Source organism: Asanoa hainanensis (genome assembly GCF_900188485.1).
Taxonomy (GTDB): Bacteria; Actinomycetota; Actinomycetes; order Mycobacteriales; family Micromonosporaceae; genus Asanoa; species Asanoa hainanensis.
Genome location: NZ_FZPH01000010.1, coordinates 35,340 through 61,044 on the forward strand (window position 1 = coordinate 35,340; position 25,705 = coordinate 61,044).

Below are 25,705 nucleotides of genomic sequence, written 5' to 3' on the forward strand. Positions count from 1 at the left end.
GAGGCGGTGTGGCCGGGCCACGACCGGCGGTCGCCCGGGAGCGGGAGCGTGAGGCGGCGGCGACGCGGCAGCGCGCCGGCCGGACGGTTCAGCCCGGCCGCGAACCGGCGGGCGCTGGGCACGGGGAGTCGGCCGTGACGCGGCAGCCGCCCGCCGCTAGGCGGGGTCAGGATGCGGTGGCAGCAGGGCGGGAAGCGGAAGCCGTGGAGCAGGACCGGCGGCAGGTGGGTGACGTGGGGCAGCAGGAGCGGGAGTTGGCTGACGTGATGCGGCACGAGCAGGAACTGGTTGACGCCAGGCAGCAGCGGCAGGAACTGGCTGACGCGCGTCGGCAGCTCGAGGAGCTGTCCGAAGGGCTGCGCCGGGTTGCCCGGGGTGATCTCAAGGTGCGCTTGCCGCGCCGGGCCGGGCTCGCCGGTGAGGTGGCCGACGCGTTCAACGACGTCGTGGCCACCCAGGAGCGGCAGCATCTCGACGTGCGCCGGATCGCCCGGATCGTCGGTCGCGACGGCCGGCTGACCGAGCGGCTGGACGAGGAGGGCTACGACGGCTCGTGGGCGGAGAGCCAGCGCGCGATCAACTCGTTGATCGACGACCTGGGTCGGCCGACCACCGAGATCGCCCGGGTCATCGTGGCGGTGGCCGACGGTGACCTGTCGCAGCACATGGCGCTCCAGATGGACGGCCGCCCGCTGCGGGGTGAGTTCCTGCGCATCGGGCGCACGGTCAACACGATGGTCGACCAGCTCAGCAGCTTCTCGAACGAGGTCACCCGGGTAGCCCGGGAGGTGGGCACCGAGGGTGAGCTCGGTGGCCAGGCCGACGTACGCGGCGTCGCCGGCACCTGGAAGGACCTCACCGACTCGGTCAACACGATGGCGTCCAACCTGACTCACCAGGTGCGGTCGATCTCGGCCGTCGCGACAGCCGTGGCGCGCGGCGATCTCTCCCAGAAGATCACCGTGTCTGCGAGGGGAGAAGTCGCCGCCCTGGCCGACACCATGAACTCCCTCACCGACACGCTGCGGCTCTTCGCGGAGCAGGTCACCCGCGTGGCCCGCGAGGTGGGCACCGAGGGCAAGCTCGGCGGCCAGGCCGCGGTGCCCAACGTCGCCGGCACCTGGAAGGACCTCACCGACTCGGTGAACTCGATGGCGAGCAACCTGACCGCCCAGGTCCGCAACATCGCCCAGGTCAGCACCGCCGTCGCGAACGGTGACCTCTCCCAGAAGATCACCGTGGCCGCGCAGGGCGAGATCCTGGAGCTCAAGGACACGGTCAACACGATGGTGGACCAGCTCAGCAGTTTCGCCGACGAGGTCACCCGCGTCGCCCGCGAGGTGGGCACCGAGGGCAAGCTCGGCGGTCAGGCCCAGGTCCGCGGAGTCTCCGGCACCTGGCGCGACCTCACCGAGAACGTGAACCAGCTCGCCGGCAACCTGACCAGCCAGGTCCGCAACATCTCCCAGGTCAGCACCGCAGTGGCGAAGGGCGACCTGAGCCAGAAGATCACGGTCGATGCCCGGGGCGAGATCGCGGAGCTCAAGAACACCGTGAACACGATGGTGGACCAGCTGAGCAGCTTCGCCGACGAGGTCACCCGGGTGGCCCGCGAGGTGGGCACCGAGGGCAAGCTTGGCGGTCAGGCCCAGGTGAAGGGCGTCAGCGGCACCTGGCGCGACCTGACCGACAACGTGAACTCGATGGCGTCCAACCTGACCAGCCAGGTCCGCAACATCGCGTCCGTCACTACCGCCGTCGCGAAGGGCGACCTCGGCCAGAAGATCACCGTCGACGCCCGGGGCGAGATCCTCGAGCTGAAGTCAACGGTCAACACGATGGTGGACCAGCTCAGCAGTTTCGCCGACGAGGTCACCCGCGTGGCCCGCGAGGTGGGCACCGAAGGCAAGCTCGGCGGTCAGGCCCAGGTCCGGGGCGTCGCGGGCACCTGGCGCGACCTCACCGACAACGTCAACTTCATGGCGTCCAACCTGACCAGCCAGGTCCGCAACATCGCCCAGGTCTCCACGGCCGTGGCCCGAGGCGACCTGAGCCAGAAGATCACGGTCGACGCGCAGGGCGAGATCCTGGAGCTGAAGAACACGGTCAACACGATGGTGGACCAGCTCAGCAGTTTCGCCGACGAGGTCACCCGCGTGGCCCGCGAGGTCGGCATCGAGGGTCAGCTGGGCGGTCAGGCCCAGGTCAAGGGGGTCAGCGGCACCTGGCGCGACCTGACCGACAACGTGAACTCGATGGCGTCCAACCTGACCGGCCAGGTCCGTAACATCGCGTCCGTCACGACGGCCGTGGCCCGCGGCGACCTCGGCCAGAAGATCACGGTCGACGCCCAGGGCGAGATCCTGGAGCTGAAGAACACGGTCAACACGATGGTCGACCAGCTCAGCAGCTTCGCCGACGAGGTCACCCGGGTCGGCCGGGAGGTCGGCATCGAGGGCAAGCTCGGCGGCCAGGCCCAGGTGAAGGGCGTCAGCGGCACCTGGCGCGACCTGACCGACAACGTCAACCAGCTCGCCTCGACGCTGACCACCCAGCTCCGCGCGATCGCGGAGGTCAGCACATCCGTGACCCGCGGCGACCTGACCCAGCGCATCACCGTCGAGGCCCAGGGCGAGGTCGCCGACCTCAAGGACAACCTCAACCAGATGATCGTCACCCTGCGCGAGACCACGAAGAAGAACGCCGAGCAGGGCTGGCTCGACTCGAACGTGGCCCGGATCGGTGGTCTGCTGCAGGGCCAGCGCGACCTCGGCGAGGTCTGCCGCATGATCATGACCGAGGTGACCCCGCTGGTCGACGCCCAGCTCGGCGCGTTCTTCCTGGCGGACACCGACGAGGGCGTGGTGCGGCTGCGGCTGACCGCCTCCTACGGCTACGTCGCCCGCGACCACCACGTGATCTTCGGTCCCGGCGAGGGCCTGGTCGGTCAGGCGGCACTGTCGCGCCGGCCGATTCGGGTCGGCGCCGAGCCCACCGGCACGCTGACGCTGCGCTCCGGGATGCTCGACGCCCGGCCCCGCGACCTGGTCGTGCTGCCGGTGCTGTTCGAGGGCGAGGTGCTCGGCGTCATCGAGTTCGCCTGCATCGAAGCGTTCTCCGACCTGCACCTGACGTTCCTGGAGCGGCTGGTCGCCACGATCGGCATCGCGCTCAACACCATCCAGGCCAACCGGCGCACGGAGGAGCTGCTGGCCCAGTCGCAGCGGCTGGCGCACGAGCTCCAGGAGCAGTCGGCCGAGCTGCAGCGCACCAACAACGAGCTGGAGGAGAAGGCGAAGCAGCTCTCCGACCAGAACATCAACATCGAGACGAAGAACCACGAGATCGAGCTGGCCCGGATCGGCCTGGAGGAGAAGGCGCGGCAGCTCTCGGCCGCGTCGGCGTACAAGACCGAGTTCCTGGCCAACATGAGCCACGAGCTGCGTACGCCGCTGAACTCCCTGCTCCTACTAGCCCGGCTGTTGGCCGACAACACCGAGGAGAACCTGTCGGCGAAGCAGATCGAGTTCGCCCGCACCATCCACAGTGCCGGGTCGGACCTGCTCTCGCTGATCGACGACATCCTCGACCTGTCGAAGATCGAGGTCGGTCGGATGGACGTGGAACCGACGGAACTGCGATTCGACGAGATCCGGGGGTACGTGGAGCAGGCGTTCGCGCCGCAGGCGGAGGACAAGGGGCTGCGCTTCGAGGTGATGGTCGCGCCGGAGCTACCGGACATGCTGATCACCGACGCGCAACGGCTCCAGCAGATCCTGCGCAACCTGCTCTCGAACGCGGTCAAGTTCACCGACAGCGGCGAGGTGACGCTGCGCATCCAGGCCGCCGAGCCGAGCCCGGACCTCGACGCGCCGACGTTGCAGGCGGCGCACACCGTGTTCGCGTTCTCGGTCACCGACACCGGCATCGGGGTGCCCGACGACAAGCTGGGCCTGATCTTCGAGGCGTTCCAGCAGGCGGACGGCACGACCAGCCGGCGGTACGGCGGCACGGGGCTGGGCCTGTCGATCAGCCGCGACCTGGCCCGCCTGATCGGCGGCACGATCACGGTGGTCTCGGAGCCCGAGGTCGGGTCGACGTTCACGCTGCTCGTACCCGATGTGCTCGCTCCGGACGCGGTCGTGGCGCCGATGCCGGCACCCGCACCGCCGCGCACCACCGTGCCGCCGCTGTTGCGGCCGAGTGCCGAGCCGGCACGGCAGCCCAGCGCGGCCAGCCGGGCGCTCGACGGCGCCACCGTGCTGATCATCGACGACGACGTCCGCAACGTGTTCGCCCTGACCAGCGCGCTGGAGCTGCACGGCATGTCGGTGCTCTACGCCGACAACGGCGGCGACGGCGTGCGCTCCCTGGCCGAGCACCCGGAGGTCGACATCGTGCTGATGGACGCGATGATGCCCGACCAGGACGGCTACGAGACCACCCGGGTGATCCGCCGCAACCAGCACAACGCCGGCCTGCCGGTGGTCTTCCTGACCGCGAAGGCGATGCCCGGTGACCGGGAGTCGGCGATCGCGGCCGGTGCGAGCGACTACATCACCAAACCGGTCGACCTCGACGAGCTGATCGATCTGATGGCGAGCTGGGTGCATGGCACGGTCGACCGGGCGAGCCAGGAGGGCGGGGCGGTTTGACCGCTAGGGTGAGACGGTGACAGGCACCGCGAAAGCACTGCTGGTCGACGACCGTAAGGAAAACCTCCTCGCGTTGGAGGCGATCCTGCAAGGGCTGCCGGTCAAGTCCGTGGCCGTCGAGGGCGGTGAGGCGGCACTGAAACAGCTGCTCGTCGACGACTTCGCGGTCATCCTGCTCGACGCGCAGATGCCCGACATGGACGGATTCGAGACGGCCAACCACATCAAGCGCCGCGAGCGGACCCGGCACGTGCCGATCATCTTCCTCACCGCCGCCGACCGCGACGCCCAGCTCGCCCTGCGTGGTTACGCGGCGGGAGCGGTCGACTACCTGACGAAGCCGTTCGATCCGTGGGTGCTGCGCGCCAAGGTCTCGGTCTTCGTCGACCTGTGGACCAAGAGTCGCCAGCTCGCCGCGCACAGTGAGGACGTCCGCGAGCGGGAAGCCCGGTGGAAGGGGCTGACCGAGGCCGTCGACGCGGCCACCGCGCTGTTGCGCTCCGAGGAGGAGGGCTCGCGCGACCGCGCGATAGCGATGCTCGAACAGGCCCGCTGGGGCTAAGCGGACGGCTCGCCGTTCTTGACCATCAGCGCCGAGCGGAGGCCGGTGATGTCGAGCACGCGCATGAGAAAGTCACCCACGTTGGTCAGCACCAGCACGCTCTGTGCGTCGCGCGCCTTGCGGCTGAGCACCACGAGGGTGCCGAGGCCCGTGGAGTCGCAGAACGTGACGCCGCCGAGATCGAGCGTGATCCGCGGGGTCGGCTCGGTCAGCACCTCGGTGATCGCGTTGACCAGACGGTTGCCGGTGAGCATGTCAATCTCGCCGACGAGACTCAGCACGGCCTCTTCGGGCGTGCGCCGCACGGTGATCGACAGCTCCGGACGTTCCACGCGAGCAGCCTATCGCGATCTACTCGACCCGGCCCGTCGAGCGTCTCCCGTAGGGGCGCCTGCCAGCCATCTCCTACACGCTGTCAGAATGGCAGCACCGTGACCGAAACATATTCGGCCGGCACCGCGCCGGCATCCGAGGCCCTGTTCAGCCGCGCCCGTGAGCTCACTCCGGGCGGGGTCAACTCACCCGTGCGTGCGTTCCGAGCGGTCGGCGGCACCCCGCGCTTCATGGTCCGCGGCGAAGGCCCCTGGATGTGGGACGCCGACGACCGCCGCTACCTCGACCTGGTCTGCTCCTGGGGCCCGCTGATCCACGGCCACGCGCACCCGGCCGTGATCGACGCGGTCCGGTCGGCGGCCTCCCGCGGCACCAGCTTCGGCACGCCCACGCCGGGTGAGGTCGAGCTCGCCGCCGAGATGATCGCGCGGACCCCGATCGACCAGGTCCGCCTGGTCAACTCCGGCACCGAGGCGACGATGTCGGCGATCCGGCTGGCGCGCGGCTTCACCGGCCGGTCGAAGATCGTCAAGTTCGCCGGCTGCTACCACGGCCACGTCGACTCGCTGCTCGCGTCGGCCGGCTCCGGCGTCGCCACGTTCGCGCTGCCCGACTCGCCCGGTGTCACCGGCGCTTCCGCGGCCGACACGATCGTGCTGCCGTACAACGACCTCGCCGCGGTCGAGGCGGTCTTCGCCGCTGACGGCGCCGAGATCGCGGCCGTGATCACTGAGGCGGCGCCCGGCAACATGGGCGTGGTCGCGCCCCGCGACGGCTTCAACGCCGGCGTCGCCCGGATCGCGCACGCCAACGGCGCGCTGTTCATCGTCGACGAGGTGATGACCGGCTTCCGGGTGTCGCGGTCGGGCTGGGCCGGCATCGAAGACACCCAAGCCGACCTCTACACCTACGGCAAGGTGATGGGCGGCGGCCTGCCGGCAGCGGCGTTCGGCGGCCGCGCCGACATCATGGCCCGGCTCGCGCCGGCCGGCCCGGTCTACCAGGCCGGCACGCTCTCCGGAAACCCGCTGGCCTGCGCCGCCGGCCTGGCCTCGCTGCGGCTCGCCGACGACGCCACCTACCGGCGCCTGGACGAGACCGCGGCCACGGTCGGCAAGCTCGCCGCCGAGGCGCTCGCCGCCGCGGGTGTGCCGCACCGGCTCTCGTACGCCGGCAACATGTTCTCGATCTTCTTCACCGACGCGGACGTGGCCGACTTCGCCGGCGCCAAGATCCAGAATGTCTACGCCTTCAAGGCGTTCTTCCACGCGATGCTCGACGCCGGCGTCTACCTCCCGCCGAGTGCGTTCGAGTCCTGGTTCGTGTCGACGGCGATCGACGACGCGGCCCTCGAAGTGTTGGCCGCGGCCCTGCCGGGCGCGGCGCGGGCGGCGGCGCACGCGGGGGGCGCGAGTTGACGACAACGGTGGTGCACGTGCTGCGGCACGGTGAGGTGCACAATCCGGACAAGATCCTGTACGGGCGGCTGCCCGGCTTCAAGCTGAGCGAGCTCGGCGGGCAGATGGCCAAGGCCGCCGCCCAGGCGCTCGCCGAGCGCGACGTCACGCACGTCGTGGCCAGCCCGCTCGAACGGGCGCAGGAGACCGCCGAACCGATCGCCGCCCAGTTCGGCCTTCCGGTCGCGGTCGACGAGCGCCTGATCGAGAGCGCCAACTGGTTCGAGGGCAAGCGGGTCTCGCCCGGCGACGGCTCGTTCAGCGACCCGCGCAACTGGTGGGTGCTGCGCGACCCGCTGACCCCGTCCTGGGGTGAGGCGTACCGGGCGATCGCCGAGCGGATGTTCGCCGCCCTGCACGCCGCCCGGGTGGCCGCCGAGGGCCACGAGGCCGTGTGCATCTCGCACCAGTTGCCGATCTGGACGCTGCGCCGCTACGTCGAGCGCAAGCGCCTCTGGCACGACCCGCGCAAGCGTCAGTGCGGCCTGTGCAGCCTGACCTCGTTCCACTTCGACGGCACCAAGATCGTTGGTATCGGCTACTCCGAGCCGGCCGCGCACCTGGTCGCCCTGTCGCCCAACGCCCGCAACGCCAAGGGCGCCTAGCGTGCGCCGTCGTGGGCTCCTCGTCGGGATAGTGGTCGCCGCCGTCGCGGTGGCCGCGATCGTGTACGTGATCACCGGCCGCGGCGGCGACAGCTGGAAGGACCTGTGCGGCACCTCCAGCGAGGGCTTCATCGAGTGCACCGCCGGTAAGCGCCCGGCCGCGCCGGAGGTCAAGGGCGAGCTGCTCGAAGGCGGCACCTACGACTCGGCCGCGGCCGCGGGCAAGGTCGTCGTCGTCAACTTCTGGGGATCGTGGTGCGCGCCCTGCCGGGCCGAGATCGACGACCTCGAAGCCGTCTACGAGGCGACCAAGGGCAGCGGCGTCGACTTCCTCGGCATCAACATCCGCGACGGCCGGGACGCCGCGCTCGCCTTCCACAACCAGCGGGTGGCGTACCCGAGCGTCTTCGACCCGTCGAGCAAGCTGGCGCTCGGCTTCGAGATCCCGCCGAACTCCATCCCCGCCACGATCATCCTGGACCGGGACGGCGACATCGCGTACGTGATCCGCCGGGCGGTCACCAAGGACCAGCTCCAGCCGATCGTCGAGCGGGTCGCGGCCGAGGCGTCCTGATGGGCGACACCTTCGGCAACCTGGCGACCAGCGGCCCGCTGTTCTTCGCGATCGGTGGCGCAGCGCTGGCCGGCCTGGTCAGCTTCCTCTCGCCCTGCGTGCTCCCGCTGGTACCCGGCTATCTCTCCTACGTGACCGGCCTCGCGGGCACCGAGCTCGAGCGCAAGGTACGTGAGCGCAGCCGGGTGCTGGCCGGCACGATGCTGTTCATCGTCGGCTTCACCACGGTCTTCGTGCTGGTCGCGGTGCTGGTGAGCCGGGTCGGCTGGGCGATGGTCGAGCACCGTCGGGCGCTGGAGATCGTGGTCGGCTCGCTGATCATCGTGCTGGCGCTGGCCTTCCTGGGCGTGATCCCCGGGTTCCAGCGGGAGCTGAGGATCCAGGCGCTGCCCAAGGCCGGCCTGCTCGCCGCTCCGGTGTTCGGGGCCGTGTTCGCGCTGTCCTGGGTGCCGTGCGTCGGCCCGACGATGGGCTCGGTGCTGCTGCTCGCCGGCACCTCGGGTCAGGCCGACCGCGCGGTCGTGCTCGCCGTCGCGTACTGCCTCGGGCTGGGCATTCCGTTCGTGCTCTTCGGGTTGTTCTTCACCCGGTTGCTCGGGCTGTTCAAGCTGATCCGCCGCAACAGCAAGTGGGTCACCCGGGTCGGCGGGGCGCTGCTGATCCTGATCGGGCTCGCGCTGGTCACCGGCGGCTGGAACAGCTTCCTGATCTGGCTGCAGAGCAGTGTCGGCCCGGGGAGCATCGGCATCTGATGACGACGACCGAGACTCGGCCGGCTCCCGCCACCGAACCGCCGCCGCGCCCTGGTTGGGGCAACTTCGTCCTGGGCCTGGCCCGCGGCCTGTGGCGGCAACTGACCAGCATGCGTACCGCGCTGGTGTTGCTGTTCCTGCTCGCCGTCGCGTCGATTCCCGGCTCGGTGCTGCCGCAGAGCAACGTCGAGATCGAGAAGGTGCAGACCTTCTACCGGGAGCACCCGACGCTGGCGCCGTGGGTCGAGAAGATCGACGGGTTCAACGTCTTCGGCTCGCCCTGGTTCGCCGCGATCTACCTGCTGCTGTTCACCTCGCTGATCGGCTGCGTGGTGCCGCGGCTGCGCGACCACTACAGGGCGATCCGGTCGCAGCCGCCCAAGGCTCCGGCCCGGCTGGACCGGTTGCCGCACCACGCGTCGGTCGCGGATTTCGACGGTGACGTGTCGGCCGTGGCGGCTGCGCTGCGCAAGCGCCGCTGGCGGGTGGTCGTCCGCGACGACACGGTCTCCGCCGAGAAGGGTTACCTCAAGGAGACTGGCAACCTGGTCTTCCACTGCTCGCTGCTGGCCGTGCTGGTCGCGGTCGCGCTCGGCTCCTGGTACGGCTGGCACGGCAACCGGATCCTCGTCACCGGCAAGGACTCCGGCTTCTGCAACAGCCTCCAGCAGTACGACGAGTCGAAGCTCGGCCCGCGCGTCGACGAGGGCAAGCTCCCACCGTTCTGCGTGACGCTGGACGACTTCGAGGCGACGTTCCAGACCAGCGGGCAGCCCAAGCAGTTCCGCGCGTCGGTGACCGTCGAGGGCGACGGGCCGACCCGCAGCGCGAGCTTCTCCGTCAACGACCCGCTGCGGCTCGACGGCGCTTCGCTGTACCTGCTGGGGCACGGCTACGCGCCGATCCTGCGCTACACCGACCGGTTCGGGAAGACGCAGACCAAGGAAGGTCCGTTCCTGTCCATCGACGGGATGCAGACCAGCACCGGCGCGATCTCGTTCCCGGACGCCAACGTCGACCCGGCGACCGGCAAGCGCGACGCGAACCTGCAGATGGGCTTCGACGGCATCTACATGCCGACGGCGCCGGCCCAGGCGCCGTTCCTGCGTTCGGACTTCCCCGCCGAGAACAATCCCGGGCTGCTGCTCACTGCTTATCGCGGCAACCTGGGCTTGGACGCCGGCATCCCGAGCTCGGTCTACCGGCTCGACCAGACCCAGATCGACGCGGGCCGGCTCAAGCCCGTCGGTGAGGGCAAGCTGCTCAAGCCGGGTGAGAGCTGGACGCTCGACGACGGCTCGACGGTGCAGTTCGTCGGCACGAAGAAGTACATCGTGCTGTCGGTGCGCCACGACCCGGGTCAGGGCATCGCGCTGATCGCCGCCGTGTTCGCCCTCGGTGGCCTGATGGGCTCGCTGTTCGGCAAGCGCCGCCGTGTCTTCTTCCGCCTGGCTTCCCCGTCTCCGACGTCGAGTAGTAGATTGCTCGAAGCCGGTGGCCTGCCGCGCACCGACTACCCCGGCTTCGCCGAGGAGTTCGCTTCGACCGTCGCCGCCGTGAGAGAGAAGACCTGATGGCCGCCTTGTCGGACGCCCTGCTGGTGGTGGCCATGCTCGGCTACCTCGTCGCGATGATCTGCTACGCCGCCGTGTACGCGTTCGGCGAGCGCGGCGTCGTGGCCAAGGTCGCGACGCGCGAGCTCGTCGGGGCCGGCGGTCCTCCGGTGGTCGAGGTCGTCGAGGAAGTACGCAAGCCGGCGCCCCGCCAGTCGTGGGCCGACCGGATCGCCGGTTGGGTGCTGATGCTTGCCGGTGTCGCCCAGATCGGGTCCCTGATCTTCCGCGGCGTCGCCGGACATCGGCTGCCGTGGGGCAACATGTACGAGTACGTCCTCGCGGCCACCTCGGTCGCCGCGGTGGCGTGGATCGTCGTGATGGTCCGCCGTCCGACGCTGCGCCACCTGGGCCTCTACGTTGCGCTGACGCAGGTCGTCCTGCTCGGCGTCGCGGCGCTCCTGCTCTACGTGCCGGTCGGCCCGCTGGTGCCGGCGCTCGACTCGTACTGGCTGGCCATCCACGTCACCGCCGTAGCCATCTCGTCGGGCGTGTTCCTGATCGGCTTCGTGCCGGCCGGCCTGTTCCTGCTGCGGGCGGGCTACGACAAGGGCAAGCACGGCTTCCCGTTCAGCCTGGGCGAGAAGCTACCGGCCGCGGCGGTGCTGGAGCGGCTGTCCTTCCGGCTGCACGCGTTCGCGTTCCCGATCTGGACCTTCGGCGCCCTGATCGCGGGCCCGATCTGGGCGGAGTCGGCGTGGGGCCGGTACTGGGGCTGGGACCCCAAGGAGGTGTGGGCCTTCATCTCATGGATCGTCTACGCGGGCTACCTGCACGCCCGGGCGACGCCGAGCGTCAAGCAGACAACGGCGACCTGGATCGCGGTGCTGGGCTTCCTGACGATGCTGATGAACCTGTTCGGCGTCAACATCTTCTTCACGGGCCTCCATTCGTACGGCGGCCTCTGACCTCCACCCGATCGGCCAGGCGCACTGGCTTGATCAACTCGCTAGGCTCCTGTTGTTGATCTTGGCAACGGGGAGCACGAGATGCGGCTTGGTCGCGGCTTGGTATGGGTAGCAGTCGGTGCGTTGGTGGTGGCCGGACTGCCGATGATCGGCGGGACTGCCGCCCGGGCGGCTGAGCCGCCGTCGACGATCTACGTCGCCGACATTTGTCACGGCCCGTCGGACGGCACCGAAGCGCGGCCCTACTGCTCGATCTCCGAAGCGGCCGCGGTCGCGAAGCCCGGCCAGACCGTCGCCGTCGGCACGGGGGTCTACCCCGGCCCGTTCGTCGTGCCGTCGGGGCAACCGGGCAAGCCGATCACGTTCTCCGGATACCGGGGGGCTTACGGCCGCACCGCCATCGACCAGAATGCGACCGGGCCGGCCATTGTGTTCTCCGGCGCGCACGATGTCGTCGTGGACGGCTTTGATGTCGGCTACGGCCAAACCCGCCCCACGGTCGTCATCGAGAACTCCAGCAACATCACCTTTTCCGACGCTCGAATCGTCGCGAACAAGGACCCAGGTGTTGAGATCAAGGGCGACTCGCATGCGGTGACGGTCAGTGGCACCACGGTGAGGGCAATACGAGCGCGGGCCTTCGTGGTCGGGGCCGGTACGACCGACACCGTGCTCAGCGGCAACAGTGTGTTGTCGACGTCGGGCGTGGTTGCCCCGTTGGACCCGGCGATCACGGTCACCGACGCCCCGAGGACGACCATCACGAACAACACTGTCGTCGTCGACTGCGCCGCCGGAGTCGCCGTGACAGGCGCCTCGGCCGGTTTCGCTCTTTACAACACGATTGTGCGTTCGACGTTGCTCAGCCTCCCGGGTCATTGCAAGGCCGACGCAGGGCTGGATGCGGCCAGCGTGGCACCGGTGACCGTCAGCGGCGCGGCGACAACTGATGGACGGGTCGACTACAACGTGATCGACCCCGGACATGGTGGGCCGCTCTACTCCTGGGCCGGAGCCGACTACGCGAATCCGACCTTGTTCCAGGCCTCCACCGGGCAGGGGTCGCACGACATCGGCGCGGACCCGAAGCTCGACGCGGTCGATGAGAGCTCGTACGGGGCCGGCTGGAGTCCAGGCGACAGCTCTCCCGCGATCGACTCGGCACTCGCCGACGCTCCTGGGATTCTCGCCACCGACCTGCGCGGCAACGCGCATGCTGACAAACCCGACGTTGCCAACAGCGGCGGCGGATACGTCGACCGGGGTGCCGTCGAGCTTGTCCCCACGCCCACCGTCACCACGGCGATCTCCCACACACCCGGCGGGGGTGCCTTGGACACGGTGTTCACCGGCGACCGGACCTATCCCTGGCCTACGGACGGGCCGATCGGAACGTTCCTCGTCCGCGGAGACGGCCAGCGCGAGGTGCGGAGCCGCGACGGAGTTGTGCCGTTCACCTTCCGCGGCCCTGGCCAGGCCTGCGCGACGGTCACGTTCAGCCTCAGTGGCTTCCGCCTCGGCGGCAGCGTGCCCTACATCGACTCGCCGTGTATGACGGTGGGCGGTGGTTACGCCGCGATCACTCCGCAGCGGGTGCTCGACACGCGCTCGGCCGTCGGGGCGCCGGACACCACGCCGTTGCCCAGTCATGGACAGCTGAGCTTCGCCATTCCCGGTGTGGCGGCGACCGCCAGCGCCGTCGTCCTCAACGTCGCGGTGACGAAGCCGGCAAGTTCTGGCTCGTTGGGCGTGATGCCGTCCGACAAGTTCTGGTCCGTCGGCACGAACCTCCATTTCGTCGCCAACCAGACGATCGCCAACTTGGTGACCGTCCCGGTGCACGACGGCAAGGTGTCGCTCTACAACGACAGCGCCGGCACCGTGCACGTCCTCGCCGACCTGGTCGGCTACTACGCGAACACCGCGAACGGCTTCACCGCCGGCACGCCGGCGCGGGTGCTCGACACCCGCAACGCCATTGGTGTGCCCGGGTCTGTCCCGGTCGGCGCGCAGGGCCGAGTCATCGTGGACGTGTCGTCGCGGGTACCGGCCGGCACGACCGCGGTCGCGCTCAACCTGACCATCACCAAGCCCACTCAGAGTGGGCACATCACCGTGTTCCCGAACGGCTCCCCGGTGCCGGTGGCGTCGAACGTCAACTTCGTCGCCGGCCAGACGGTGAACAACATGGTGATCGCGCCCGTCGTTGGTGGGAAGATCGCGCTCGCGCACGGCGGCTCCGGCGCCGTGCACGTGATCGCCGACTTGGCCGGTTGGTTCGCGCCTGGTGCCGGTGGCGCGTTCCTGCCGACCTATCTGAGTCGTCGTCTGTTCGGACCCAACGGCGTCGCCGGGCTGATCGGGCCGGGGCAGTCGGTGCGGGTCTTCATCGACAGCAGCCAGTGTGGACCCGTCCGCTGCGAGCCACGTAGCTCTGTGGTCGCGAACCTGACGGTCGAGAGTGCGGCTGCGGCGGGCTACCTGTCCATCTACCCGTACGGCCAGCCCCGGCCGGTGATGTCCGTCCTCAACTTCAACAAGGGACAGACCGTGTCCACGCAGGCCACTGTGGGCATCGCCGAAGACTCTTTCGTGATATTCAATAGCAGCTCGACGACTGTCGAGGTGTCCGTCGACCAGTTCGGCTTCTACTTCGGATCGGTGTCCTAGAACCGTGTCAGGCCTTCGCCGCGGTCTCGTACCGCTGATCGCCGCTGTCCTCATGACAGCCGTGCTTCCGCCGTCAGGAGTCAGCGCTGCGGCCGAACTATCGGCGACCATCCACGTCAGGCCGCGGTGTGACGAGACCGCAGATGGCAGTGTGCGGTACCCGTTCTGTTCGATCACGGAAGCGACTAAGGTCGCCCAGCCGGGTCAGACCATCGAGGTGCAGCCAGCCGATTACGTGGAGTCGGTGGTCGTCACCTCGTCGGGCCAGCCGGGCAGGCCGATTACGATCAAGGCGGTCCGCGGCCCGGGGCGGCCGGCGACCGTGCGGGCCGACCAGAAGCAAGACGCGCCGGCCTTTCTGCTCTCCGGCGTGCATGATGTCGTCGTCGACGGCTTCCAGATCGGCCTGAACGGCTCCAACTCGGCACTGGTCATCGAGAACTCCAGCGACGTCACGGTCACCAACGGCTGGCTGCTGACGTCCGCGCGGGTGACCGCGCAGATCAAAGGTGACTCGCACCGGGTGACCGTTAGCGAGATGGTGACGCGAGGATTTCACCAGTCGACCTTCGAAGTGAGCGGCGGTGCCACCGACACGCTGCTCACCGGCAACAGCGTCTACCAGGAGCGGCCCTCCAACGGCAACCAGCCGGCCATCCGGGTCGTCGACGCACCACGGACGACCATCACCAACAACACGATCGTGACGGACTGTGTCGTTGGTGTCACGGTCGCCGGCTCCTCGGCGGGGTTCGGCCTCCATAACTCGATCGTGCGGACCAATCTGCCCAACAGTCCCGGTAGCTGTAGCCCACCGCAGGCACCGCCCTCGGCGGATGCCATTCCGGTGATGGTCGACGGCCCGGCCACACACGACAGCGAACTCGACTACAACCTGCTCGACCCGGTGCACGGCGGTCCGCTGTACTGGTGGGCCGGCACGACCTATTCGGATCCAGCCGCTTTCGCGACCGCGACCGGCCGCGGCGCCCACGACATCGCGGCTGATCCGAAATTGGGGAGCAACGATCCAGGGGTAAGCGGGTGGAGCGTCAAGGAGGATTCGCCGGCGATCGACTCGGCGCGCGCGGACGCGCCGGGAGTTCTCGGTCGTGACCTGCGCGGCAACCCGCACGCTGACAAGCCGGACACTCCCAACACCGGCGGTGGATACGTCGACCGTGGCTCCGCCGAACTGCTGCCGAAACCGGAGGTCTCGTTAGGTTTCGGCCGGGCGGGCGGCGGCAGCCTCGAGACGATCGCCACGGCGACCGCCAATTATGGGTGGTCGACCGACGGGCCGGCGGGCACGGCGCTCTTCTATTCGTTCAACAACCCGTCCGACCAGCCGGCCGTTCTCACGCACACCGGCAGCGTCCGATTCACCTTTCACCGGGCGGGCGTTGCCTGCGTGAGCATCCAGTTCAGCACTGACGGGTTCCGCACGCCTTTGCCGGCACAGGAGCTCTCGCAATGCATAGTGCTCGGCTCCTCGTTCACCCCGTCGACCCCGCAGCGTGTGCTCGACACCCGGTCCGGCATCGGTGTTCCGGGCAACACCCCGATCGGGCCGAACGGTGATCTGGACCTGAAGCTCCCGGCGCCGTTCGCGGCAGCGAACGCCGTCGTCCTCAACGTCACCGTGACCCAGCCCACCGCACACGGCTACCTCACCGTTTATCCGCCGGTAGGCGAGCCGGAGTCATCGAACATCAACTTTGTCGCCGGGCATACGATCGCCAACCTTGTGACGGTGCCGGTGATCGATGGTCAGGTGCGGTTGTCCAGCAGTAGCTCGGGCACCGTGCACGTCGTCGCGGATGTTGCCGGGTACTACGGGAACACCGGCGCGGCCATGCGGGCGCCAGCCCCGGCCCGCGTACTCGACACCCGGAGTGCGGTCGGCGTGCCTGGCACGACCCCGATCGGCGCGCAGGGGCGGGTGACGGTCGACGTGTCGTCGCGAGTGCCGGCCGGCACGACCGCGGTCGCGTTGAACCTGACGGTCACCAAGCCGAGTCAGAGTGGACACATCACGGCGTTCCCGCCCGGCGCCGCTGTGCCGACGGCTTCGAACCTGAACTTCGTGGCCGCACGGACGGTGAACAACATGGTGATCGCGCCGGTCGTCGACGGGAAGGTCGCGTTGGCGCACGGCGGCTCGGGGACCGTGCACCTGATCGCGGACCTGACCGCTTGGTTCGGTCCGGGCGCTACGGACACGTACCTGCCGACGTCCCCGACGCGGATCCTCAACACCCGCATGACCGGCACACCGGTGGGCCCTGGCCAGACGGTGCGGGTCTCGGTAAACGCATGGGAGTGCTTCGACCGCCCGTGCTCGCCCAGCGCGATCGTGGCGAACGTGACCGTCACCAACACGAAGTCCGCAGGCTATCTGACCGTCTACCCGTACGGCCAGTCCCGCCCGACCGCGTCCGCCATCAACTTCACCGCCGGGCAGACGGTGGCGAACCTGGTCACCGTCGGCCTGGGGTCGGATTCGTTCCTCGTCTACAACAGCAGCGCGGCGCCCGTCGACGTGCTCGTGGACCAGGCCGGCTTCTACCTGTCGCCGGCCTGACGCACGTCACTATCCTGTCCCGATGCGACACACCTGGCGGGTATCGCCGGCCGGTCGGATCGCCGGGATCGTGTTCATGGCCTTCGGGCTGTGGGTCATGGTCCGCGCGCTGCTGTCCGGCGCGCGGGACGGCTATGAACTGGCCATCTGGTACGGGTTCGGCTTCGGCCTGGCCGCCGTGCTCGTGCCGCTGCTGTTCGCGCTGCGGCCGGCCGTGACGCTGACCGGCACCGAGGTCGAGGTGCGCAACCCGTTGCGCAGCCGGCGCGTGCCGCTCGGCGACATCACCGACGCCAAGACCGGCTACGGTGGCCTGCGCATCGAGACCCGGGACGGCCGCGCGGTCACCGCGTGGGCCGTGCAGAAGTCCAACCTGGCCAGTTGGTCCGGCAAGCACACCCGGGCCGACGACGTCGCCGACGCGATCCGGGCACAGGCGGTTTCGTAAGAAGACTCAAGCAGCAGCCGCTGCCCCGGCGGCGTTGTCAGGGGTATGAGGAACAAGCATGGACGCTGATCTCGAAGCGGAGTTCAGCGAGTTCGTCGGTGCCCGGTCGCACGCGTTGTTCCGCACGGCGCTCGCGCTGACCGGCCACCGCCAGCAAGCCGAGGATCTGCTTCAGACGGTGCTCGTCAAGGGCGCCCGGCACTGGCCGCGGATCCGGTCCGGCGCGCCCGAGGCGTACCTGCGCACCGCGCTCTATCGCCAGCAGACCAGCTGGTGGCGCAGCCTGCGCCGGCGGGCCGAGGTGGCCACCGACGTGGTGCCGGAGCGGGCGTCGGTGGGCGACCCGACCGCGACCGTCGACCTGCACCTGGCCCTGCGCCAAGCGCTCGCCCGCTTGGCGCCGAGGCACCGTGCGGTGCTGGTGCTGCGCTACTTCGAGGACCGTCCCGACGCGGAGATCGCGGAGATCCTCGGCTGCGCCGAGTCGACCGTCCGCAGCCAAGCGGCGCGGGCCATCGCCCGACTGCGCGTGCTCGCCCCAGAACTGACCACGTCCGACACGAAGCAGGAGGTGTCGCGATGAACGACCGTCTCGCGGGTGCGCTGCGGCAGACGTTCGACGAGATCGCCGACGCGGGACCGCCGCCGCAGGGGCTGGCCCGAGCCGCGCTGGCCGGTGCGCGGCGCAGCCGCCGTGGCCGGGTCGGCGGTGCTGTCGCCCTCGCCCTGTGTGCCGCGTTGGCCAGCGGCGTCGCGGTCAGCGGCCTCGGCGAAGAAGGCGGCCAGGGAGGCCAAGGCCAGGCCGGCCAGGGTGGGCCACCCCTCAACGCTCCCGGTGATGCGGTGGTCATGGCGTACAGCGGAGTCCGGGACCTGGCCGTGGAGGACGGCAGCCCGGCCTTCAACTACTCGCTGCTGCTGGACCGCGCGACGGGCAAGTACGAACGGATCGCCTACCGGTACGCGATGCCGTCGCCGGACGGCGAGCGAGTGCTGGTCGCGGTCGGCGACAACAGCGCACCCCACCCGAGCCGGGTGGGGATCATGAACCGGGCGACCGGCTCCGTGCGCTGGTTTCCGGACATCCCGGGCACCGTGGGCGACGGCGTGTGGTCGCCGGACGGCAAGCGGGTCGCGTTCCGGAACACGTCCAAGTCCGGCCCGATCACCGCGCTCGTGGCCGACGCCGAGACCCTGACCAGCGACGAGGTGCCGCTGCCGGACTTCCGCGAGGGTGACGTGCGGATGCGCTGGACGCCCGACAGCGCCGGCTTCGCGATCACCCTGGCGCGGTCACCCGACGAGGCCACGGCAGCCCAGGCGAGTGAGGTCCGCTACTACGGCCTCGATGGGAAGCAGCGACACTCGCTGCCCGTACCCGATGCCAGCTTCACGGCCGCACCGGCTTTCTCCGCCGGCGGGCAACTGGCCGTCAGCGGGCCGAAGGGCGGCGACGGGCCGCTGGAGGTCGCGATCGTCGATCCCCAGTCCGGCGCCGTGCACTCCCGCTTCACGCTGGCCGAGTCGGGGGCGATCGTCGACTGGGTCGGCGAGGCCCACCTGCTGGTCCGCACCTTCGGTCGCCAGGCGGAGCAGCTGAAGCTCGTCGGCCTCGACGGGGTCGTGGTCAAGGAGCTCACGCCGCCGGAAGACGTCTTCGCGCAGCAGATCTTCGTCGGCCCCGCCGACGGACTGCCGGACTCCGCGGCCGACCTGACCTTCTGATCGGGGGGCCGAGACGGTGCGGCACGGGTCATAGGCGAGACTGCTACCTATGGCCCGTGCCTTTCCGTACCCGGACCTCAAGGACTTCATCGCCGCCCTCGAGAGCGCCGGTGAGCTGCGGCGCGTCGGTGTGCCGGTCGACCCCACGCTGGAGATCAGCGAGGTGGTGACCCGCACCGTGCGGGCCGGCGGGCCGGCGCTGCTGTTCGAACGGCCGACCCGGGGCGAGATGCCGGTCGCGATCAACCTGTTCGGCACCGAGCGGCGCACCGCGATGGCGCTCGGCGTCGAGTCGCTCGACGAGGTCGGCGACCGGATCGGCGCGCTGGTCAAGCCCGAGCTGCCGGTGGGCTGGTCGGGGATCCGCGACGGGCTCGGCAAGGTGTTGCAGCTCAAGTCCGTACCCCCGAAGAAGGTCAAGACGGCCCCCTGCCAGCAGGTGGTCTATCGCGGCAAGGACGTCGACCTCAACCGGCTGCCGGGGCTCCAGGTCTGGCCGGGCGACGGTGGGATCTTCCACAACTTCGGGCTGACCCACACCAAGCACTCGGAGACCGGGAAGCGCAACCTCGGCCTCTACCGCCTCCAGCAGCACTCGCACAACACGCTCGGCATGCACTGGCAGATCCACAAGGACTCGACCGCGCACCACGCGGTGGCCGAGCGACGCGGCGAGCGGCTGCCGGTGGCGATCGCGATCGGCGCGGACCCGGTGGTCAGCTACTCCGCGAGCGCCCCGCTGCCGGGTGACATCGACGAGTACCTGTTCGCGGGCTTCCTGCGCGGCGAGCGGGTGGAGATGGTCGACTGCCTGACGGTCCCGCTGCAGGTGCCGGCGCAGGCGCAGATCGTGATCGAGGGCTACATCGAGCCCGGCGAGCGGCTGCCCGAGGGCCCGTTCGGCGACCACACCGGCTTCTACACGCCGGTCGAGCCGTTCCCGGTGCTGCACGTCGAGTGCATCACCACGCAGCGCGACCCGGTCTACCAGTCGATCATCACGTCGAAGCCGCCGCAGGAGGACCACGGGCTCGGCAAGGCCACCGAGCGGATCTTCCTGCCGCTGCTCAAGCTGCTGATCCCGGACATCGTCGACTACGACCTGCCGTCCGCAGGGGTGTTCCACAACTGCGTGATCGTCTCGATCAACAAGCGCTACCCGAAGCACGCGCAGAAGGTGATGAGCGCGGTCTGGGGCGCCCACCTGCTCTCGCTGGCCAAGCTGATCGTGGTCGTCGACGACGACTGCGACGTGCACGACTACGCCGAGGTGGCGTTCCGCGCGTTCGGCAACGTCGACTACGCGCACGACCTCGTGCTCACCCAGGGGCCGGTCGACCACCTCGACCACGCGTCGTACCAGCAGTTCTGGGGTGGCAAGGCGGGCGTCGACGCGACCCGCAAGCTGCCGACCGAGGGCTACACCCGCGGTTGGCCGGACGAGATGACCATGTCGCCGGAGATCACGGCCCTGGTCGACAAGCGGTGGAAGGAGTACGGCATCTGATGGTCGCCGTGGCGGCGCCGGCCCCGAACCGGGTCCGGGCCTTCATGCGGCTGGTGATGATCGAGCACTCGATCTTCGCTCTGCCGTTCGCCTACGTCGCCGCCCTGGCCGCCATGCGGCTCGATGGCGGCAGCGTGCAGTGGGACACCCTGGCGCTGATCACGATCGCGATGGTCGGCGCCCGTACGGTGGCGATGGCCGCGAACCGGATCATCGACCGGCGGATCGACGCACAGAACCCGCGCACCGCCAAACGCGAGCTGATCACCGGTGAGGTGTCGCTGCGTACCGCCTGGATCGGGCTGTTGCTGTCGCTGGCCGTCTTCGAGGCCGCGGCCGCCGCGCTCAACCCGCTCTGCCTGGTCCTCTCGCCGATCGCGCTGTTCCTGCTGGTCATCTACTCGTACGCGAAGCGCTTCACCAACTACCCGCAGTTCTTCCTGGCCGCGGCGCAGGCGGTGGCCCCGGTCGGAGCCTGGATCGCCGTCACGGGGCAGTGGTCGTGGCCGGCGTTCGTGCTCGGCGTCGCGGTGGGCACCTGGATCGGCGGCTTCGACTGCATCTACGCGGTGCAGGACCTGGAGGCCGACCGCCGCATCGGCATCGGCTCGGTCCCGGTCAAGCACGGGGTCCGCGGTGCGCTGATCATCTCCGCGGTGACCCACGTGGTCACAGTCGGCTTCTACATCTGGTTCGGCGTGCTGGCCGACCTGGGCTGGCTGTGGGGAGCGGGCGTCGCGATCACGGCGGTCGTCCTGGTCTACGAGCACGCCATCGTGAAGCCCACGGACCTGTCCCGAGTGAACAGGGCCTTCTTCACCGCCAACGGCGTGATCGGCATCGTCCTGTTCGCCTTCGCCCTGCTGGACCTGGTCACCCTCCAGGGCCTGACCGCCTAGTTCTGGGTGCCCACCCACTCTTCGACCACCGCGGGCATCGGGTAGCGAGGGGACTCCAGCGACCAGTCGATCGTGCCGCGGACCGAGTCCGCCACGCCCTCGACGTAGCGGCGGACCGCGGCGTCGATGCGGGCGCCGAAGGCCGGCACGGCCGCGCGCAGTTCGACGAAGCGGGTCATCCGGTCCTGCCAGCGGCCGATCACCTCGCGGATCGCGGCGTCGCGGGCCAGGCCTCGCTCCCGCGCCGTGGCCAGCACCAGGTTGTGCCCCGCCGCGGTGTCCTCGTCGCGTTCCAGCGAGAGCAGGTCGTTGAACCAGGAGAGCAGGTCGTTGCCCGCCGCGCTGATCTCGCGGAGCACCGGGTGGTGGTAGACCGCCTCCGGGATGCGCAGGCGGCCCGCGCCGGCGAACTCGATCAGGGCGTACGAGACGTAGGCCGCCGAGGTGGCCCGGCGGAGCTGGATGTATTCCACGATGCCGGGGCGGCGGCCGACCCACTTGTTGCTGGCCTCGACCAGGATGCCGTCCAGGTGGTGGCGCAGCGCGTCGTTGATGCGGTCGACCGACATCTCGGACAGGTCGCCGGTGATCGCCCGCCACGAGTCCAGCAGCATCGTCCGCATCGGGGCGCTCAGGCCGGGCGCCGGGTGCCGGCCGTCGCTGTCGATCGTGGCGAAGACGCCGTCGACGGTGGCCCGGACGCTGTGCAACGGCGGGGTGGCGTTGCCGTCGACGGTGTCGTCGAGCAGGAAGAACCAGGTGAACAGCGCCGTCACCAGGCGCAGGTCGGCCTCGGTGGCGTCCGGGTAGAGGCGCCCGGCGTAGCGGGCGAAACCGCTGCGCCGCAGCCGCTCGGCGGTCTCGGTCGCCACGCCTCGCTCCAGGAGCCAGCCGGTCAACCAGTTCTGCGCGTCGTCGGCGTGCGGAGAGATCCGCGGCGGGATGGGGCAGAACAGACCGGGCGTCACCATGGGCAGCGGCCTCCCGAGTGCGGGCCGGGTGGGGCCAAGCCCGGCTCATAGGCTTGACCGTATGCGAACGCCGTGGGTGGTAGGGGTCTCGGGAGCATCTGGTACGCCATATGCGGCTTCGGTGCTGCGGGGGTTGCTGGATGCCGGGGAGCCGGTCGATCTCGTGGTGTCCCGGGCCGCGCGGCTGACGATCCTGGACGAGACCGGGTCGCCGTTGCGTGACGGGCACTGGAAGGACGACCTGGCCCGCTGGCTGGGCCGCGACCTGGCCGGCGCCGACCTGCTGTTCTGGCCGGCCGGCGACCTCGCGGCCGGCCCGAGCAGCGGCTCGTACCCGGCGCGCGGGATGGTGGTCGTGCCGGCGAGCACGGCGGCCTGCGCCGGCATCGCCCTGGGCCTGTCGAAGGACCTGCTCCAGCGGGCGGCCGAGGTCAATCTGAAGGAGCGGCGCCCGACGGTGCTGGTGCCCCGGGAGACCCCCGTGACCCGCAGTCACCTGCTGCACCTGCTGGAACTCGACGCCGCCGGCGCGGTCGTCCTGCCGGCGAGCCCGGGCTTCTACGGTGCGGGTGCCACGGCGACGGCGGCCCAGTTGGTCGACTTCGTGGCTGGCAAGATCCTCGACGCGATCGGCGTCTCACACGATCTCTCGCCGCGCTGGACCGGAGTGATCGGCGGTACGTCCGGGGGCCCGCCCAGCGGGCCCCACACAGACGATTGAGAGCTAGTGCAGGCCTGCGTTGGTCGGGCCGTGGTTGCCGCTCTGGGCCGGCCCTGAGTTCGGCGAACGGTTCGCGCCGTCGTCGAGGTCGTCGAGCACGCCTTCGCCCTCGAGCAGGGCACGTACCTCGGACTCCCGGAAGCGCCGGTGTCCACCTGGTGTCCGGATGCTCCCAATTCGGCCCGCCGCAGCCCAGCGCGTCACGGTCTTTGGGTCGACCCGGAAGAGTGCGGCCACCTCGCCCGGCGTCAGCAGACGGTCTCCAGTGTCCACGGTCCCCTCCTCGCGTCAGCGAAAGCCTCTCGAACTGGTCTCAGATGTGCGCCCCGGCAGTGCGCGAGAGGCTTTCATAGGGACGTACGGCCATTAGAGCACCGTGAGAGTGCACTGTCCTGGAATCGGGGAAAACGCACTGTGTGGGCAGATCCCCCGTAAAATTGCGAGCCGTACTCTCCTTTGCCCATGTTTCACGCGGACCGGCGAATCGTCCACTCCCGGCCCCGGTTAGGGTCTACAGGACGTGGATGCCATCGACCTGCGACTCGTGGAGTTGTTGCGTACCAACGCCCGGCTGTCCTTCGCCGAGCTCGCCAGACAGGTCGGCCTGTCCGCGCCGGCGGTGCACGAGCGGGTCGGAAAGCTCGAATCGTCCGGTGTGGTCCGTGGCTACCGGGCCGACGTCGACCCCGAGGCGATCGGCCTCGGCGTGACCGCGCTGATCAGCGTCGTCGAGGAGTCGACCACCGACGCCGACGACCTCCAGGAGCTCCTGCGGGAGCTGCCCGAGATCGAGACCTGCTACTTCATGGCCGGCGTCGAGTCGTTCCTGCTGACCGTGCGGGTCGGCACGATCGCCGAGCTCGAGCGGCTCATCGTGCGGCTGAACCGGACACCCGGGGTGGCTTCGACGCGTACCGCGATCGCGCTCTCGGCCAAGTGGGAGAACCGCCCGCGTCCGTTGTCGCCGCCGGCGGAATAGCCTGCATCCATGGAACAGCTCGACCGATGTGACGACGCTGATCGGGCGTGGGTGACCGAAGCGGTCGCCGCGGTCGAAGCCGACGCGAACCGCTCCGCGGACACCCACCTGCTGCCATTCCCGCTGCCTCGGGAGTGGGGGGTCGACCTCTACCTGAAGGACGAGTCGGTGCACCCGACCGGCTCGCTCAAGCACCGGCTGGCCCGTTCGCTGTTCCTCTACGGGCTCTGCAACGGCTGGATCGGCCCGCGCACCACGGTCGTCGAGGCGTCGTCCGGGTCGACGGCGGTCTCCGAGGCGTACTTCGCCCGGATGCTCGACCTGCCGTTCATCGCGGTGATGCCGGCGTCGACCTCGGCCGAGAAGATCGCGTTGATCGAGTTCCAGGGCGGCAAGTGCCATCTGGTCGACGACCCGTCCGCCGTGGTCGACACCGCCCGCCGGCTCGCCGCCGACCTGCACGGCCACTTCATGGACCAGTTCACCTACGCCGAACGGGCCACCGACTGGCGCGGCAACAACAACATCGCCGAGTCGATCTTCAACCAGATGTCCCGTGAGCGGCACCCGCTGCCGACCTGGGTGGTGGTCGGCGCGGGCACCGGCGGCACCAGCGCGACGATCGGCCGGTACGTCCGGTATCAGCGCTATCCCACCAAGATCTGTGTGGTCGACCCGGAGAACTCGGCCTTCTACCCCGCGTACGCCACCGGCGACTGGTCGGTCAGCACCGGTCGTGGGTCGCGGATCGAGGGCATCGGCCGCCCGGTGGTCGAGGCCTCGTTCCAGCCGCAGGTCGTCGACCGGATGTTCGAGGTGCCGGACGCGGCGTCACTGGCCGCGATGCGGGCGGCCTCCGCGGTGCTCGGCCGCCGCGTCGGAGGCTCCACGGGTACGAACCTGTGGGGCGCTTTCGCCCTGATCGCGGAGATGCGCGCGGCGGGCGTACGCGGCTCGGTGGTGACCCTGCTCTGCGACGGCGGCGAACGCTACGCCGACACCTACTACGCCGACGAGTGGGTGGCCGCCGCGGGCCTGCATCTGGCGCCCCACCTGCGAGTGCTGGAAAGCTTCCTGGCCACGGGGCAGTGGCGCGGCTAGCCCCGTTTGGCCAGCCCCGGGTAGTCGACCACGAAGCCGGCGTCGTCGACGGTCATGTCGGCCCGGAAGGTGTCGCTCTCGTAGCGGATCTTGTTGCCGCCCAGTGGGGTGTACGTGTGCTCGCTGGCGATGATCTCCAGGCTGGGCAGCAGCAACCAGGCCGTCGTCACGGTGTAGGGCCGGTCGGGCGCGGCGTTGAGCAACCCGAGGCGGCGGATCACCAGCGTGTTGGTCAGCGGTGAGCCACCCAGGTCGACGTCGAGCGCCCGCTCCAGCCGCGACGCGTCCTCGATGCCGGGGAGGCCGACGCGGCGTTGCCCGGCGGCGACCAGCGCCGCGTCGAGATCACCCTGCTCGCCGGTGGTGGCCCGCCACCGGCCGGTGGCCCGCTGCAACCGGATCGTGCGGGTCCAGCCGGCGCCCTCGACGCTGACGTCCAGCCGGGCCGTCTGCCAGTTCTCGTCGACGATCAGCTCGTAGCGGGCCAGGTAGGGGATGGGGTCGACCGCCTGCTGAGTGCCCCGGGCGACGAGCCCGCGCCGGTCGTCGAAGACGACGGTCTCGGCGCCGGGCACGTCGGTGCGGGTCCACAACAGAACCTTCGGCAACGTGGCCATGCGATCACGTTACCGAAGGTCTGC

At 69.8% G+C, this 25,705-nt stretch carries 22 protein-coding genes; 18 read left to right on the forward strand and 4 right to left on the reverse strand.

Features of this window, described 5'->3' with window-relative positions; genetic code table 11:
* Positions 1–203: 203 nt before the first annotated feature.
* Together CHC05_RS23330 and CHC05_RS23335 are read left to right on the forward strand one after the other, a co-directional pair.
* Complete coding sequence (locus tag CHC05_RS23330; RefSeq protein WP_245871178.1) at positions 204–4,655, forward strand: HAMP domain-containing protein; 4,452 nt, start codon at positions 204–206, stop codon at positions 4,653–4,655.
* A 16-nt stretch (positions 4,656–4,671) separates the two neighbouring features.
* The gene (locus CHC05_RS23335; protein ID WP_089252350.1) at positions 4,672–5,217 is read left to right on the forward strand and encodes a response regulator; all 546 of its coding nucleotides are present in this window, start codon (positions 4,672–4,674) and stop codon (positions 5,215–5,217) included.
* Here CHC05_RS23335 and CHC05_RS23340 read toward each other — a convergent pair.
* A complete protein-coding gene (locus tag CHC05_RS23340; protein WP_089252352.1) occupies positions 5,214–5,549 on the reverse strand; it encodes an STAS domain-containing protein in 336 nt (111 codons plus the stop codon). The genes CHC05_RS23335 and CHC05_RS23340 overlap by 4 nt on opposite strands.
* A 99-nt stretch (positions 5,550–5,648) precedes the next feature.
* On the opposite strand from CHC05_RS23340, the gene hemL reads away from it, so the two are divergent.
* From hemL to mqnP, 13 genes are all read left to right on the forward strand, one after another.
* Complete coding sequence (gene hemL, locus CHC05_RS23345) at positions 5,649–6,968, forward strand: glutamate-1-semialdehyde 2,1-aminomutase (RefSeq protein ID WP_089252354.1); 1,320 nt, start codon at positions 5,649–5,651, stop codon at positions 6,966–6,968.
* Positions 6,965–7,612 (forward strand): histidine phosphatase family protein, encoded by a 648-nt coding sequence (locus CHC05_RS23350; RefSeq protein ID WP_089252356.1) that lies wholly within the window; start codon positions 6,965–6,967, stop codon positions 7,610–7,612. The genes hemL and CHC05_RS23350 overlap by 4 nt, the downstream gene beginning before the upstream one ends.
* A 1-nt stretch (position 7,613) precedes the next feature.
* Positions 7,614–8,186: a TlpA family protein disulfide reductase gene (locus tag CHC05_RS23355; protein ID WP_425426828.1), complete on the forward strand. Its 573-nt coding sequence runs from the start codon at positions 7,614–7,616 to the stop codon at positions 8,184–8,186.
* The gene (locus CHC05_RS23360; protein ID WP_089252358.1) at positions 8,186–8,938 is read left to right on the forward strand and encodes a cytochrome c biogenesis CcdA family protein; all 753 of its coding nucleotides are present in this window, start codon (positions 8,186–8,188) and stop codon (positions 8,936–8,938) included. The genes CHC05_RS23355 and CHC05_RS23360 overlap by 1 nt, the downstream gene beginning before the upstream one ends.
* A complete protein-coding gene (gene resB / locus CHC05_RS23365) occupies positions 8,938–10,512 on the forward strand; it encodes a cytochrome c biogenesis protein ResB (protein WP_089252360.1) in 1,575 nt (524 codons plus the stop codon). Before CHC05_RS23360 ends, resB begins: the two co-directional genes overlap by 1 nt.
* A complete protein-coding gene (gene ccsB / locus CHC05_RS23370; RefSeq protein ID WP_089252362.1) occupies positions 10,512–11,459 on the forward strand; it encodes a c-type cytochrome biogenesis protein CcsB in 948 nt (315 codons plus the stop codon). The genes resB and ccsB overlap by 1 nt, the downstream gene beginning before the upstream one ends.
* A gap of 144 nt (positions 11,460–11,603) precedes the next feature.
* Positions 11,604–14,129, forward strand: a complete 2,526-nt coding sequence (locus tag CHC05_RS23375) for a right-handed parallel beta-helix repeat-containing protein (protein ID WP_179266335.1) — start codon at positions 11,604–11,606, stop codon at positions 14,127–14,129.
* 217 nt (positions 14,130–14,346) lie between these two features.
* The gene (locus CHC05_RS23380; protein ID WP_342745665.1) at positions 14,347–16,713 is read left to right on the forward strand and encodes a hypothetical protein; all 2,367 of its coding nucleotides are present in this window, start codon (positions 14,347–14,349) and stop codon (positions 16,711–16,713) included.
* 22 nt (positions 16,714–16,735) lie between these two features.
* On the forward strand, positions 16,736–17,161 hold the full coding sequence (locus CHC05_RS23385) for a PH domain-containing protein (RefSeq protein WP_089252368.1): 426 nt from the start codon (positions 16,736–16,738) through the stop codon (positions 17,159–17,161).
* A 58-nt stretch (positions 17,162–17,219) separates the two neighbouring features.
* A complete protein-coding gene (locus CHC05_RS23390; RefSeq protein ID WP_089252370.1) occupies positions 17,220–17,744 on the forward strand; it encodes a SigE family RNA polymerase sigma factor in 525 nt (174 codons plus the stop codon).
* Complete coding sequence (locus CHC05_RS23395; RefSeq protein ID WP_089252372.1) at positions 17,741–18,886, forward strand: TolB-like translocation protein; 1,146 nt, start codon at positions 17,741–17,743, stop codon at positions 18,884–18,886. The genes CHC05_RS23390 and CHC05_RS23395 overlap by 4 nt, the downstream gene beginning before the upstream one ends.
* Positions 18,887–18,935: 49 nt before the next feature.
* Positions 18,936–20,393 (forward strand): menaquinone biosynthesis decarboxylase, encoded by a 1,458-nt coding sequence (locus CHC05_RS23400; RefSeq protein ID WP_089252374.1) that lies wholly within the window; start codon positions 18,936–18,938, stop codon positions 20,391–20,393.
* Positions 20,393–21,292, forward strand: a complete 900-nt coding sequence (gene mqnP, locus CHC05_RS23405; RefSeq protein ID WP_089252376.1) for a menaquinone biosynthesis prenyltransferase MqnP — start codon at positions 20,393–20,395, stop codon at positions 21,290–21,292. Before CHC05_RS23400 ends, mqnP begins: the two co-directional genes overlap by 1 nt.
* On the opposite strand, the gene CHC05_RS23410 is transcribed toward mqnP, so the two are convergent.
* Entirely contained in the window at positions 21,289–22,263 is a 975-nt protein-coding gene (locus CHC05_RS23410) for a terpene synthase family protein (protein WP_089252378.1), read from the reverse strand. The two genes, mqnP and CHC05_RS23410, sit on opposite strands and share 4 nt — an antisense overlap.
* Positions 22,264–22,324: 61 nt before the next feature.
* On the opposite strand from CHC05_RS23410, the gene CHC05_RS23415 reads away from it, so the two are divergent.
* On the forward strand, positions 22,325–22,984 hold the full coding sequence (locus tag CHC05_RS23415) for a UbiX family flavin prenyltransferase (protein WP_089252380.1): 660 nt from the start codon (positions 22,325–22,327) through the stop codon (positions 22,982–22,984).
* 3 nt (positions 22,985–22,987) lie between these two features.
* On the opposite strand, the gene CHC05_RS23420 is transcribed toward CHC05_RS23415, so the two are convergent.
* Positions 22,988–23,257, reverse strand: coding sequence for a BldC family transcriptional regulator (locus CHC05_RS23420; protein ID WP_089252382.1), 270 nt, complete (start codon positions 23,255–23,257; stop codon positions 22,988–22,990).
* A 247-nt stretch (positions 23,258–23,504) separates the two neighbouring features.
* Between CHC05_RS23420 and CHC05_RS23425 the strand changes: the two genes are divergently transcribed.
* Together CHC05_RS23425 and cds1 are read left to right on the forward strand one after the other, a co-directional pair.
* Positions 23,505–23,963, forward strand: a complete 459-nt coding sequence (locus CHC05_RS23425; RefSeq protein WP_089252384.1) for an Lrp/AsnC family transcriptional regulator — start codon at positions 23,505–23,507, stop codon at positions 23,961–23,963.
* Positions 23,964–23,972: 9 nt separating this feature from the next.
* Positions 23,973–25,064: an L-cysteine desulfhydrase Cds1 gene (cds1, locus tag CHC05_RS23430; RefSeq protein ID WP_089252386.1), complete on the forward strand. Its 1,092-nt coding sequence runs from the start codon at positions 23,973–23,975 to the stop codon at positions 25,062–25,064.
* Here the strand turns inward: cds1 and CHC05_RS23435 are convergent.
* Entirely contained in the window at positions 25,061–25,681 is a 621-nt protein-coding gene (locus CHC05_RS23435; protein WP_179266336.1) for a putative glycolipid-binding domain-containing protein, read from the reverse strand. The genes cds1 and CHC05_RS23435 overlap by 4 nt on opposite strands.
* Between the last annotated feature and the right edge of the window lie 24 nt (positions 25,682–25,705).